At 75.5% G+C, this 12,130-nt stretch carries 14 protein-coding genes; 4 read left to right on the top strand and 10 right to left on the bottom strand.

Annotated elements, in window-relative coordinates; genetic code table 11:
* Positions 1-9: 9 nt before the first annotated feature.
* Complete coding sequence (locus O7606_RS17930; protein ID WP_281595179.1) at positions 10-2,439, top strand: PEP/pyruvate-binding domain-containing protein; 2,430 nt, start codon at positions 10-12, stop codon at positions 2,437-2,439.
* Between the two features lie 19 nt (positions 2,440-2,458).
* Positions 2,459-3,040 carry a TetR family transcriptional regulator C-terminal domain-containing protein gene (locus O7606_RS17925; RefSeq protein WP_281595178.1) on the top strand — a complete coding sequence of 194 codons (582 nt, stop codon included), beginning with the start codon at positions 2,459-2,461 and terminating at the stop codon, positions 3,038-3,040.
* A 156-nt stretch (positions 3,041-3,196) separates the two neighbouring features.
* Here O7606_RS17925 and O7606_RS17920 read toward each other — a convergent pair whose 3' ends face one another.
* On the bottom strand, positions 3,197-4,264 hold the full coding sequence (locus tag O7606_RS17920) for a serine hydrolase domain-containing protein (RefSeq protein ID WP_281595177.1): 1,068 nt from the start codon (positions 4,262-4,264) through the stop codon (positions 3,197-3,199).
* Between the two features lie 173 nt (positions 4,265-4,437).
* Positions 4,438-5,076, bottom strand: coding sequence for an SRPBCC family protein (locus O7606_RS17915; RefSeq protein WP_281595176.1), 639 nt, complete (start codon positions 5,074-5,076; stop codon positions 4,438-4,440).
* A gap of 90 nt (positions 5,077-5,166) precedes the next feature.
* On the opposite strand from O7606_RS17915, the gene O7606_RS17910 reads away from it, so the two are divergent.
* Complete coding sequence (locus O7606_RS17910; RefSeq protein WP_281595175.1) at positions 5,167-6,609, top strand: NAD(P)/FAD-dependent oxidoreductase; 1,443 nt, start codon at positions 5,167-5,169, stop codon at positions 6,607-6,609.
* On the opposite strand, the gene O7606_RS17905 is transcribed toward O7606_RS17910, so the two are convergent.
* The 3 genes from O7606_RS17905 to O7606_RS17895 are packed head-to-tail and all read right to left on the bottom strand — an operon-like array spanning position 6,610 to position 7,829.
* Positions 6,610-7,377: a crotonase/enoyl-CoA hydratase family protein gene (locus O7606_RS17905; RefSeq protein WP_281595174.1), complete on the bottom strand. Its 768-nt coding sequence runs from the start codon at positions 7,375-7,377 to the stop codon at positions 6,610-6,612.
* Positions 7,344-7,697 (bottom strand): EamA family transporter, encoded by a 354-nt coding sequence (locus O7606_RS17900; protein WP_281595173.1) that lies wholly within the window; start codon positions 7,695-7,697, stop codon positions 7,344-7,346. The genes O7606_RS17905 and O7606_RS17900 overlap by 34 nt, the downstream gene beginning before the upstream one ends.
* Before the next feature lie 6 nt (positions 7,698-7,703).
* Positions 7,704-7,829, bottom strand: coding sequence for a hypothetical protein (locus tag O7606_RS17895; protein WP_281595172.1), 126 nt, complete (start codon positions 7,827-7,829; stop codon positions 7,704-7,706).
* A 561-nt stretch (positions 7,830-8,390) separates the two neighbouring features.
* On the opposite strand from O7606_RS17895, the gene O7606_RS17890 reads away from it, so the two are divergent.
* Entirely contained in the window at positions 8,391-9,245 is an 855-nt protein-coding gene (locus O7606_RS17890) for a Rieske (2Fe-2S) protein (RefSeq protein WP_281595171.1), read from the top strand.
* A gap of 134 nt (positions 9,246-9,379) precedes the next feature.
* Here the strand turns inward: O7606_RS17890 and O7606_RS17885 are convergent, their stop codons facing one another.
* The 5 genes from O7606_RS17885 to O7606_RS17865 are packed head-to-tail and all read right to left on the bottom strand — an operon-like array spanning position 9,380 to position 12,110.
* Positions 9,380-10,459 (bottom strand): LysM peptidoglycan-binding domain-containing protein, encoded by a 1,080-nt coding sequence (locus O7606_RS17885; RefSeq protein ID WP_281595170.1) that lies wholly within the window; start codon positions 10,457-10,459, stop codon positions 9,380-9,382.
* 14 nt (positions 10,460-10,473) lie between these two features.
* Entirely contained in the window at positions 10,474-10,905 is a 432-nt protein-coding gene (locus O7606_RS17880) for a pilus assembly protein TadG-related protein (protein ID WP_281595169.1), read from the bottom strand.
* Positions 10,902-11,474: a TadE/TadG family type IV pilus assembly protein gene (locus O7606_RS17875; RefSeq protein ID WP_281595168.1), complete on the bottom strand. Its 573-nt coding sequence runs from the start codon at positions 11,472-11,474 to the stop codon at positions 10,902-10,904. Before O7606_RS17875 ends, O7606_RS17880 begins: the two co-directional genes overlap by 4 nt.
* Positions 11,471-11,899 carry a TadE family protein gene (locus O7606_RS17870; RefSeq protein WP_281595167.1) on the bottom strand — a complete coding sequence of 143 codons (429 nt, stop codon included), beginning with the start codon at positions 11,897-11,899 and terminating at the stop codon, positions 11,471-11,473. The genes O7606_RS17875 and O7606_RS17870 overlap by 4 nt, the downstream gene beginning before the upstream one ends.
* A gap of 19 nt (positions 11,900-11,918) precedes the next feature.
* A complete protein-coding gene (locus tag O7606_RS17865; protein WP_281595165.1) occupies positions 11,919-12,110 on the bottom strand; it encodes a hypothetical protein in 192 nt (63 codons plus the stop codon).
* Between the last annotated feature and the right edge of the window lie 20 nt (positions 12,111-12,130).

Raw genomic sequence — 12,130 nt, 5'->3', positions numbered from 1 at the left:
AAGGCTCTCGTGCACGTGATCCCGTTGTCCGGGGCCGCCGCCCAGTCGGTCGAGCTGGTCGGCGGCAAGGCGGCCGGGCTCGGCGAGCTGATCCGCCACGGCGAGCGGGTGCCCGACGGGTTCTGCGTCACCGCCGAGGCCCACCGGCTCGGGGTCGTCCCGCAGGCGGAGATCGTCACCGCGTACCAGGAGCTCGGCGCGGGGCCGGTGGCGGTGCGCTCCAGCGCGACCACCGAGGACCTGCCGGAGGCGAGCTTCGCCGGCCAGCAGGACACCTTCCTGAACGTCACAGGCGTCGACGAGCTGATCGCCGCGATCCGGAAGTGCTGGGAATCGCTGCACAGCGTCCGGGCCACCGCCTACCGCGACGCCCACCGGATCGACCACCGGGCGGCGCGGATGGCTGTCGTCGTGCAGCGCATGGTCGCTCCCTCGGTGGCCGGGGTGCTCTTCACCGCGAACCCGCTGACCGGCCGGCGCGACGAGATGACCGTCGACGCCACGCCGGGCCTCGGCACCACGGTGGTCGACGGGGCGGCCACCGTGGACCACTACGTCCTCGACGGGACGCCCCGACAGCCCCACCGGGCCGCTACCGGCCGCGAGGTTCGGGCCGACCCGGGCTGCCTGACATCCGCCCAGCTCGCGGAGCTGCGGACGACGGGTGAGCGGTTGCAGGACCACTTCGGGCGCCCGCAGGACGTGGAGTGGGCGTTCGACGGTGACGGCGTGCTGTGGTTGTTGCAGTCACGGCCGATCACCAGCCTGTACCCGCTCCCGCCGGCGACCGGGAAGCCCGGCCCCCGGATCTACCTGGAGTTCGGCCACGTCCAGGGGATGCGGCAACCGGTCACCCCGATGGGCATGTCGACCCTGCGGTCCCAGATCGCGGCGATGCTCGCCGCGCTCGGCGTCCGGGTCGAGATCGTGGACATCGGCGGTCGCCTCTACGGTGACCTGACCGACCTGGCCCGTAGCAGATCGTCACGCAAACGACTCGTCAAGCTCATGGCCGTCGATTTCGGCCCACGGGCTCAACGGGTGATGGAGCACGTCCTGGCGGACCCACGATTCGCGCCGACCAGCGGCAACGGCGGGAGCGGCCGGCCGGAGGCGTCCCTGCGGACCGCCGGCCGCGCGGTGGTGGGGATCCTCCGCGCGTTGGCGCGTCCCGACGCGGCGCGGATCCGTCTGCGCCAGGCGGTCGAGGAGATCAGGGTACGGTCGGCGGCCCCCGCCGACCTACGGACCGCCGCCGACCGGCTCCGGTTCCTCCAGCGGCAGTCCGAGGACCGGGCCGACGCGATCATGTGGCCGATCGTCGCCGGGATGCTCGCCTCCGTGCTGCCGGCGTCGCTGCTCAAGGGCATCGCCAGCCAGGACGAGATCCACACCGTGCTGGGCGGGATGCCGCACAACGTCACCATCGAGATGAACCTCGCGCTGTGGCGGATCGCCCAGGGCGCGGGCGAACACCGTCGGCTGCTGCTCGACACCCCGCCGGACGAGCTGGCCGCGCGGTACCTGGGCGGGACGCTGCCCGACGTGGGGATGGCCGGGTTCCTGGACGCCTACGGTCACCGCGGCGTCGCCGAGGTGGACCTCGGGGTGCCGCGCTGGGCGGAGGACCCCGCCCCGGTCTTCGCGGCGCTCGCCAACTACCTGCGGATCACCGATCCCGAGCAGGGGCCCGACCAGCGTTTCCAACAGGCCGCCACGACGGCCGAGGCCACCCTGGCGGAGCTGGTCAGGCGGGCCCGCCGCCGGCGGCCGGTGCGCGGCACGGCGGCCGGGTTCCTGCTGCGCCGGGCCCGGTCGTTGGCCGGCCTGCGCGAGGCCGGCAAGTTCGCCGGGCTGTACCCGCTGCGGGAGACCCGTCGGCAACTGCTGCTCGTCGGCGCCGACCTGCACGACGCCGGGCTGCTGGAGCAACCGGACGACGTCATGTTCCTGACCCTCGACGAGGCGCGCGACGCGGTGCACGAACGCGTCGACCACCGGGCCACCGTCGCCTCCCGCCGGGCGACCCACCGCAGGGAGTCGCGCCGTCGGTCCGTGCCGGTGGCGTTGCTCTCCGACGGCACCGACGTCGAGACCGTACTGCCGGCGGAGCGCGCCCCCGACGGCGCGCTGACCGGCGTCGGCGCGTCGGCGGGCCGGGTGACCGGCCCGGCCCGGGTGGTGCACGACCCGGCCGCCGCCCACGTCGAGCCCGGGGAGATCCTGGTCGCCGCGACCACCGACCCCGGCTGGACGCCGCTGTTCCTCACCGCCGCGGCGCTGGTCACCGAAACCGGCGCGATCATGGCACACGGCCCCACCGTCGCCCGGGAGTACGGCATCCCCGCCGTCATCTGCGTGCCCGACGCGACACGGACCATCGTCACCGGTCAGCTCGTCACCGTGGACGGCGCCGCCGGCACGGTCACCGCCCACTGACCGTGCGACGATCGAGGCCATGCCCAAGAAGGTCGATCATCTCCAGCGACGCTCCCTCATCGCGGACGCGTTGACACGGGTCGCCGCTCAGCAGGGCCTGGAGGCGGTCAGCCTCCGGCACGTGGCCGCCGAGGCCGGGGTGTCCGCCGGGATGGTCCAGCACTACTTCCGTACCAAGGACGAGATGATGGCGTTCGCCCTGGCCGTGGTCCGGGAGCGCAGCCAGATCCGGGTGACCGAGGCGGTGGCGGGACTGGGCGGGAACCCGTCCCCCCGGCTGCTGCTGCGTACGATGATCGCCGCGCTGTTGCCGCTCGACGCGCGGACCCGCGACGACGGACGGGTGGCGCTGGCGTTCCTCGCCTACACCGCCGTACGGCCGGGGGTCGCGCCCGGCCTGCGCGAGGACACCAGGCAACTCACCGAGTTCGTCGCCGGCCTGCTCCCGCCCCGGAACGCGGCAGCCGGGGCGGCCGGCCTGCTGGCGCTGATGGAAGGGTTGGGCGTCTACCTGCTCGGCGGGCAGTACTCCGCCGAGCAGGCGTTGGACGCGCTGGACGCCCACCTCGACCTGCTCTACGGCCCGACGCCGACCCCCTGACCGGCGACCGGCCGGGCGGCTGGGCCGGGCTGAGCTGCCATTTCCCGGAAGTAGGGGCATCGTTCGCCGGTGACGCCCCTGTTTCCGGGAAGGGAGTCGATCACCCTCGGGCGGCGCGAAGATACTCCTGCCCCGCAGCGGGGATCACCAGTCGGCTCAGAGGCAGGAGTGCAGGGCGTCGGTCAGGGCTTCGACGCGGTCGAAGTCGGCCAGCCGGGCGGTGGTGTAGGCGAACGTGTAGCCGCGTACCGGGTCGGCCCAGGCGCAACTGCCGCCGACCCCGCCCATGCCCCAGCTCCCGTCGTCCTCCACCTGCATGCCCAGGCTCCACCGGGTCGGCTGGTCGAGGAGCAGGTCCGGGCCGTCGTACTGGGTGCGGATCGCCTCGGCGACCAGGCCGGAGGTGAACAGGCGGACGCCGTCCAGGACGCCGCCGGCGAGCAGGCCGGCGTAGAGGCGGGCCAGCCCGGTGGCGGTGGCGTGCAGGTTCACCGCCGGCGCCGCCGCGCCGCGCCACAGCGGGCTGTTCACCACCGCCAGGTCCAGGCAGCCGTCCGGGTTGCCGAGCGCCCGGGCCCGCAACGACCCGGGTACGCCGAGCGTGGTCACCGGCCAGTCCGGCGTCCGGTACGACAGGTCGGCGCACCGGCGCTGGTCGGCCGGGGCGAGCGCGAAACCGAGGTCGAGCCGCCACGGGCCGGCGATCTCGTCGGCGAGGAACCGGCCGATCGGGCGGCCGTCCACCCGCCGGACCAGCTCGCCGACCAGGTGCCCGTACGTCAGCGCGTGTTCGCCGGCGACGGACCCGGGCGGCCATTCCGGCTCGGCGGCGGCGAGGTCGGCGCAGAGCAGCGCCCAGTCGGCGAGCGCGGCGGCCGGCCGGGTCACCGGGAAGGCCGGCAGCCCGGCGGTGTGGGTGAGCACCTGCCGGACGGTGGCCGGCGTGCGGAAGCCCGGCCAGTGCCGGTCGACGGGGTCGTCCAGGTCGAGGCGGCCCCGGTCGACGAGCAGCAGCAGGCAGAGCGCGGCCACCGGCTTGCCGACCGAGTACACGTCGACCAGGGTGTCCGGCCGCCAGGCCGATCTGGTCGCCCCCGTCGTGCCGCCGACCAGATCGACCACGGGCGCCCCGTCGTGCCAGACCGCGAGGGCCGCGCCGGTCTCCTGCCCGGAGTCGAGCAGCTCGTGGAAACAGTCGCGGACCGCCGTGAACTGGGGGCGCACGCTGTCACGGTAGGCGGTCGGGGGCGCTCCGCGCGCCGGCATTTCCCGCTGCCCGGACGGGGCCGGCGATCCGGGTCGGGCACCTGGGGCTGGGCACGCGGGTCGGTGTCAGGCCGGGCGCGCGGCTCGGCGTCAGGGCCCGCTTCGGGCCGGGGAGTCGGGCGGCCGGCGCGTCAGGACGGGTCGGGCACGTAGAACGCGGTGGTGGCCTTGACCGCCGCCGCGACCTGGTCGGGGTCGCCGCCGGCGGCGAGGTGGGCCTCACCCCAGGCGGTGGCGCTGCGTCGGCTGAGCTCGCGGGCCTCGGGGGACGACTCGAAGGCGGCCGGGTCGCCGATCTCCTGACCGGCCAGGTGCATGGCCAGGCCGAGCAGGGCCAGGTCCCAGCCGACGCCGGTGGCCCCCGGGCCGTACGTGGGAAAGAAGGTCTCGTCGACGACCGCCGAGTGCACCAGCTCGAAGCCGGTGTCGCCGGCCGGGTCCTGGGTGAGGCGCACCTCGACCTCGCTGGCGCCGTCCTTCGCGTCCGGGCCGAACAACCAGGACACCCGCAGCCGTCGGGGCGGCTCGCAGTCGAGGATCTCGCCGCCGGCGTTTCCGGTCAACTGGTACCGGCCGCCGGGTCGTAGGTCGCCGGTGACCGGCAGGAACCAGCGGGACAGCCGCTCCGGGCGGGTGAGGGCGTCCCAGACGTCCTCGATCTCGGCGGGGTAGCTGCGGCGGAGCACGACCGTGTACGCCTCGCCGGCCGGCAGGTCGCCCCGGCCCAGCTCGCGGTGGGTGGCGGCCAGTTCGTCGAAGATGTCCTTCACGACCGGGAACCTATCAGAGCTGACTTATATAAGGGAAGCCTGCTAGTGGTCGGGTTGGTCCGGCCCGGCGCGGTGCGGAATGCTGGCGGGGTGACGCAGCCGCAGCAGGTGGACGTGATCGTGGTCGGGCTCGGAGTGGGCGGCGAGGAGGTGGCCGGGCGACTCGCCGGGGCCGGCCTCGACGTCGTCGGCATCGACAGCGGCCTGGTCGGTGGCGAGTGCCCGTACTGGGGGTGCATCCCCAGCAAGATGATGATCCGGGCGGCCAACGCGCTCGCCGAGGCCCGCCGGGTCGACGGGCTGGCCGGCTCCGCCCAGGTGCGACCGGACTGGACGCCGGTGGCCCGACGGATCCGCGAGGAGGCCACCGACAACTGGGACGACAGCGTCGCCGTGAAACGCTTCACCGACCGGGGCGGCCGGTTCGTCCGGGGCGCCGGGCGGCTCGACGGGCCCGACCGGGTACGCGTCGGCGACCAGGTGTTCCAGGCCCGGCACGGGATCGTCGTCGGCGTGGGCACCCGCCCGTCCGTCCCGCCGCTCGACGGGCTCGCCGACACGCCGTACTGGACGAACCGGGAGGCGATCGAGGTGGCCGAGCTGCCCGCGTCGCTGCTGGTGCTCGGCGGCGGCGCGATCGGGCTGGAGTTGACGCAGGTCTTCGCCCGGTTCGGCGTCCGGGTCACGGTGATCGAGCGGTCCGACCGGGTGCTGGCGGTCGAGGAGCCGGAGGCGTCCGAGGTGGCCGCCGCCGCGCTGCGCGCCGACGGCGTCGACATCCGGACCGGGGTGGCGGTCGAACGGGTGGACCACGACGCCACCGGCTTCACCGTCCGGGCCGCCGACGGGACGACGCTCACCGGCGAGCGGCTGCTGGTCGCCACCGGACGGCGGGCGCACCTGGACGAGCTGGGCCTGGACACGGTGGGCGTCGACCCCGGTCAGCGGTACCTGCCGGTGGACGACCGGCTGCGGGTCGTCGACCGGCTCTGGGCGGTCGGCGACGTCACCGGCGAGGGCGCGTTCACGCACGTCGCGATGTACCAGGCGGACATCGTCGTGCGGGACCTGCTCGACCGGGTCGGCCGGGCCGACACCGCCCCGGACGCCAGCGGCACCGCCCGGGCCGCCGGCGGGGCGGCCGGCGCGGCCGGCGTGGACGTGCCGCGCGCCGACTACCGGGCGCTGCCCCGGGTCACCTTCACCGACCCCGAGGTGGGCGCGGTCGGCCTCACCGAACGGCAGGCCCGGGACCGGGGCGTCGACGTCCGGATCGGGTACGCGCCGCTGTCGTCGTCCACCCGGGGCTGGATCCACCAGGTCGGCGACGGCGGCTTCGTCAAGCTCGTCGTGGACGCCGACCGGGGCGTGCTGGTCGGGGCGACCACCGCCGGCCCGGCCGGCGGCGAGGTGCTGTCCGGGCTGGCGGTGGCGGTGCACGCGGCCGTCCCGGTCAGCCAGCTCAGGCACATGATCTACGCGTACCCGACCTTCCACCGGGCCATCCAGACCGCCCTCGCCGACGTCGGCTGATCAACCGTCGCCGGCCGGCGTGCCGTGCCGGCCGGCGCCGGCGGTGAACCGGGCGACGCCCGCGCCGGCCTCGGTCAGCGAGTCCAGACCGTAGGCCAGCTCGACGGCCAGCGCGTCCGGCTCCGGACGGCCCGCGCCGGCCAGCACGGCCGCCCGATCGTTGCGCAGGCACCGCTGCGGGCTGCCGGCGATCGCGGCGGCCAGCCGCTCGGCCTCCGCGCGGGCCGTGCCCGGCTCGACCAGCCGGTTCACCAACCCCATCGCGTACGCCTCGTCGGCCGGCACCGGACGGCCGGTGAGGATCAGGTCCATCGCCCGGCTCTCCCCGACCAGCCGGGGCAGCCGGACCGTCCCGCCGTCGACCAGCGGCACGCCCCACCGTCGACAGAAGACCCCGAACACCGCGTCGGACTCGGCGACCCGCAGGTCGCACCAGAGCGCCAACTCCAGGCCGCCGGCCACGGCGTACCCGGAGACGGCGGCGACCACCGGCTTGCCGAGCGTCATCCGGGTGGGCCCCATCGGTCCGTCCCCGTCCGGCTCGACCCGGTTGCCGCGCGGCGTGCCGATCGCCGTGAGGTCGGCCCCCGAGCAGAAGCTGCCACCGGCCCCCCAGAGCACCGCCACGGCGGCGGTCGGGTCGGCGTCGAAGGCGCGGAACGCGTCGGCCAGCGCCCGCGCGGTCGGTCCGTCGACCGCGTTGCGTACCTCCGGGCGGTCCAGGATCACCGTGGTCACCGGTCCGTCGCGTTCGACACGTACGCCCATCGGACCAGGATGCCGCCCCGGCCCGCGACCCCGCCAGCGGCCCGGCCCACGGCCCCGCCGGGCCGGTCGGGCAGGCCCCGCCGGTCGGGGCGGTCGGGTCCGTCAGCCCGGGTCGGGTCGGGTCGGTCGGCGCGGGCGGGACGGGCGGGACGGACCAGGGTGGCCCCCAGCGCGGCGGCCACCACGGCGGCCACCCCGAGGAACTGCGACCAGCCCAGCACCTCGCCGAGCAGCGCCAGACCGACGAGCGCGCCGATCGCCGGCTCCAGGCTCAGCAGCACCGCGAAGACCCGGGCCGGCATGCGGCGCAGCGCGACCATCTCCGCCTAGTACGGCAACACCGACGACAGCAGCGCCACGCCCACCCCCAGCAGCAGGATCCACGGGTCGAGCAGCTCGGCGCCGCTGCCGGCCACGCCGAACGGCAGTACGGCCAGCCCGCCCACCGCCATACCCAGCGCCAACCCCCGGGCGCCCGGCGCCCGCCGGCTGACCGCCCGTCACCGCCACGCCCAGCGGCACCCGGTGCAGGGCCGCGTAGAAGCTGAGGTTCATCAGCGCCAGCATCAGCCCGAACCCGACCACCAGGCCGCCGGCGCGCCAGCCCGACCGCAGCCCGGGACGGGTCACCGCGAGCAGGATCAACGCGGCCAGACCGAGCCGCAGCGTGGTCGTGCCACCCGGGCTGGTGCTGCCGAAGAGATGTTTCGCCACGGCCGCGCCGAGCTGGGTGGAGAGCATCCCGAGCAGCATCAGCAACGGCGGTGGCACCGCGTCCGGCCGGCCCACCGCCGCGACGAGCCGGGCGGCGGCGGTGGGGGCGGCCGGCTCCGGCCGGAGGACGTGCGCGTACCTGCCGGTCACGATTTCCCGCCCGGACGAGGCGCGGCGAGCGGATTTCCACCATCCGGCCCCCCTGGTCGGTGACGTGACGGGCGTCCCGGGTGGGGCCCGGCGGCCAGCTCGGCACCGTCGCCCGGTTTGCCGGCCGGCGGAGCGGGAAGTCGGAACAGGTGCGAGCAATCACCACGAGGATCGAGCAGGCGTCCGCGCTGGACCGGGTGGGCGACCGCCTGCAACGGGCGGTCCTGGCCACCCTCCGCCCGCAGCGGGTCCGTGACCTGCTGCACGGAGTATGGCTCGGGCATCCGCTGCACCCGGCGATGGTGCAGGTGCCGGTCGGAGCGTGGATCAGCGCCGCCGTCGTCGACCTGCTGCCCGGTCAGCGTCGGGCCGCCACCGCTTTGGTGGCGGTCGGCACGGTCAGCGCCGTCCCGGCGGCCGTCGCCGGGCTGAACGACTGGGCGGCGTTGAACCGGGACCAGCGTCGGGTGGGGCTGGCGCACGCCGCGGCGAACACCGTCGGGCTGGCCTGCTACGCCGGTTCGCTGGCGGCCCGGCTGACCGGCCGGCACGGCCTCGGGCGGACGCTGGCGTACCTGGGGCTCGGCGCGGCGGGAGGCGGCGCGTACCTGGGCGGGCACCTCGCGTACAAGCAGGGGGCGCAGGTCAACCAGAGCGTCTCCGAGGCGCACCTGATCGGCGACGGCTGGCATCCGGTCGCCGACCTGGCCGACCTGCCGGACCGGCAACTGGTCACCCGGGACGTCGACGACGTGTCGGTGATCCTCTACCGGCACGGCGACGACGTCACCGTCATGCTGGAACGCTGCCCGCACCAGAGCGGGCCGCTCGGCCAGGGCGAGGTCCGCCAGATCGACGGGCACCCGTGCGTGGTGTGCCCGTGGCACGGCAGCGCCTTCCGGCTCAACGACGGGGGAAAGGTGGTGCACGGGCCGGCCGCCAACGACCAGCAGATGCTCACCACCCGGGTCGTCGACGGCGTGTTGCAGACCCGCCTGCCCTGAGCCGCCCGGTACCTGCCCAGCCGGCGGCGCGACCGCCGGCGCCGGCCGGGCCGGGCGACGATCCACCGGGCCCGGCGACGGCGGGCCGGTGTCTGTCGCCGGGCCCGGGCGGGGTCAGCCGGGTCGGGCGGGGGTCAGCCGCGGCGGTGCCGGCCGCTGTTGAGGCCGCGACCGCCGCCGGGCGTCGCCGGGCGGCGACGCAGGCCCAACACCGCGCCGATCTGCGCGCCGACGATGCTCGCCACCGCCAGCACCGCCGAGACCGCCAGCGGACGGTTGACCCGGTCCTCCGGGCCCGAGCGGGCCGCCCCCACCGTCATCGGGGGTTCCTCCTCCTGCGGCCACTGGGTGGTCGGCGGCACCGTCGCCCGACCGGGCGTGCCGCGTTCCGGGACGACCCGTTCCTCGTCGGGGGCCACCTCGTCCGGGACGGGCTGGGCGGGCCGTGGGCTGGGCCGGTCCACCACCCGACCCGTCGCGTGCGCCCGGACGCCGCTGTCGCTGGCCTGCTCGGGCAGCTTCAGCAACTGGCCGGGGTGGATCCGGTCCGGGTCGCCGAGCCTGTTCAGCTTCACCAGCACCCGGTAGCTCTGGAAGTCCTCCAGGTACCGTTCGGCGACCTCGCCGAGGTAGTCGCCCTTCGCCACCCGGTACACCTGGGGTTCGGCGGTCAACGGACGGTCGGCGGTGCCGGCGACCGGCGGGGCCACGCCCCGCGCGACGGCGGTGGTCGGCGGCGGCTGGGCGGTGCCGGGCGCGCCCATGGCCAGCGTCGTCGAGGCGGCCGGCGCGGACGCGTACGCGGGCCCGTACGTGGCGGTGGCCGCGGTCGCCGCCGGGCTGGCCGCGATGATCAGGGCGACCGAGCCGACCAGCGCCGCCGCCGCCCGCTGCTGACTGCGCATCCCGGGCAGCTTCGGGGTGGGCCGGCGCAGCACCAGCGCGACCAGCTCCACCAGCACCGAGAAGGCGAAGGTCGCCCAGCCGAACCAGCCCAGCACCGCCAACGCCCGGAGGAAGAGCTGCCCGTCGTCCCGGCTGGTCAGCGCCGAACTGACGGACTCCAGGGTGGGCACCTCGGCGGGCAGCGGGTTCCCGGCCAGCGCGAGGAGGGCGATCGGGGCGCCCACCAGCACCGCGCAGAGCACGACGAGCGCGCTGAAGCCGGTGAGCACCTGGCCGGTCCGCCGTACGGCGGAACGAGCTGCGGCCATCGCGGCCTTCCTTCCTACGGTCCGGTGACGGCGCGTGCGGTCGCCTCGCCGGAGACGGTCACGGAGTCGGTTATGTCGAACAAGCCGAGCAGGTACCTGTCGTAGGTGAGGGTGAGCTGGACGGTGATGCGCTTCTCGCCGTCGACGACGGGGAAGCTCACCGAGTGGGTGGTGACGCCGGCGGCGGAGAGGTAGCTGGCGACGGCGACGCTGGCGGCGGCCTCGTCGATCTCCTTGGGGCCGCCGTTGATGGCCTGCGCCCGGTCGATGGCCTGACCGCCGGTGCGGGCCGCCTCGGCGGCCAGGTTGTCGGCCCGGTGCGCGGTGCGGAGCTGACCGGCCCCGTCGAAGGCCAACGCGATGATCATGAGTACGCCGACCATGGACACCGCGAGGAAGAGACTCACCCGTCCCGCGTCCCGGCCGGCGCGTCGACGGCCGTTCATCCCCGGCTCCGGTAGCTGTCCAGCGGGGACGTGAAGCTCGCCGTCACCTGCCGCCCGCCCGGCATGCCGGGCAGGGTCGACAGGTGGATGTCGGCGAACGAGACCAGGCAGGTGATCTGCACCGTGACGGCGGCTGGCTGCCCCGGCGCCGCCTGGTACGCCAGCTCGAAGCTGGTCGGCGACCCGCCCACCGAGCCGGAGAAGGCCAGCGTGGGGGTGCCGGTGCAGCTCAGCTTTTGCCAGTCGAGCTGCTGGGCGGCGGCGGAGGCGGCGGCGGCGCGGGCGCTGTCCGCGTCCCGGGAGATCGACGCGGCGCGGGCGGCGTCGTGCGCGGCGGCCTCGACCGCCTCCGCGCCGACCGCCGTGCGGCCGGCCACCCCGGCCAGCACCATCAACGCGATGAACGCGGGCGCGAGCACGGCCGTCTCCACCGCCACCGAGCCCCGGTCGCCGCCACCACGGCGGGCCGCCACCGAACCCCGGTGGTCGCCGCCACCACGGCGGGCCGCCGTCGCCCCGGGCCGGGCGACGCGTCGGCGGGCGGCCGTGGTGATCCACCGCCGGCTCATCCGCCGGCCTCCGTCCAGCGTTCCACCGTGCCGTGCGCGGTCTGCGACACGGTCAGGCTCAATCCGGGTACCACGGAGAGCGGTTTGCCGGTCACCGTGCAGGTGACCTGGTCGTCCCCGTCGACGCAGCTCGTCTGCGGGTCGGCCAGCCAGTCCCCGGCGGCGGTCAGGAACGCCTGCGCCCGTGCCACGCCCGCTCCGCCCGGGGCGTCGTGGACGCGTTGCGCGTTCACCCCGCTCTGCGCGGCGTGCAGGGCGGTGGACCGGGCCAGGAACCAGGCGGCGACCTGGATCGAGCCGAACAGCAGCAGCAGGATCGCCGGCATCACCACGGCCAGCTCGACCGGGTTGGCCCCCCGGTCGGCCGCGCCGGGCACGAGCCGTCGCCGGACGGCCTCGACCGCCCGGCGACCGGCTACGCGCATTCGAATCACCACCTTGTCCCTACGGGGTGGCGATGGAGTCCATCCACAGGTTGGCCCTGGAGAGGACGAGGCCGGTGACGGCCGTCGCCGCGACCACCAGGCCGGCGATGATCACGGCGGTCGGTACGGGACTGTCGCCCCGGTCACCGGCCTGGCGCAGCTCGGCCAGCCGGTTTGTCACGGCGATGTGCAGGCGGTTGACGATTGTCATCGGGGTGCTCCTTCGTTCGG

The sequence above is a fragment of the Micromonospora sp. WMMD882 genome, assembly GCF_027497255.1.
In the GTDB taxonomy this organism is placed as follows: Bacteria; Actinomycetota; Actinomycetes; order Mycobacteriales; family Micromonosporaceae; genus Micromonospora.
Note: the sequence above shows the minus strand (reverse complement) of the source record. Positions and strands in the feature narration are given on the sequence as shown.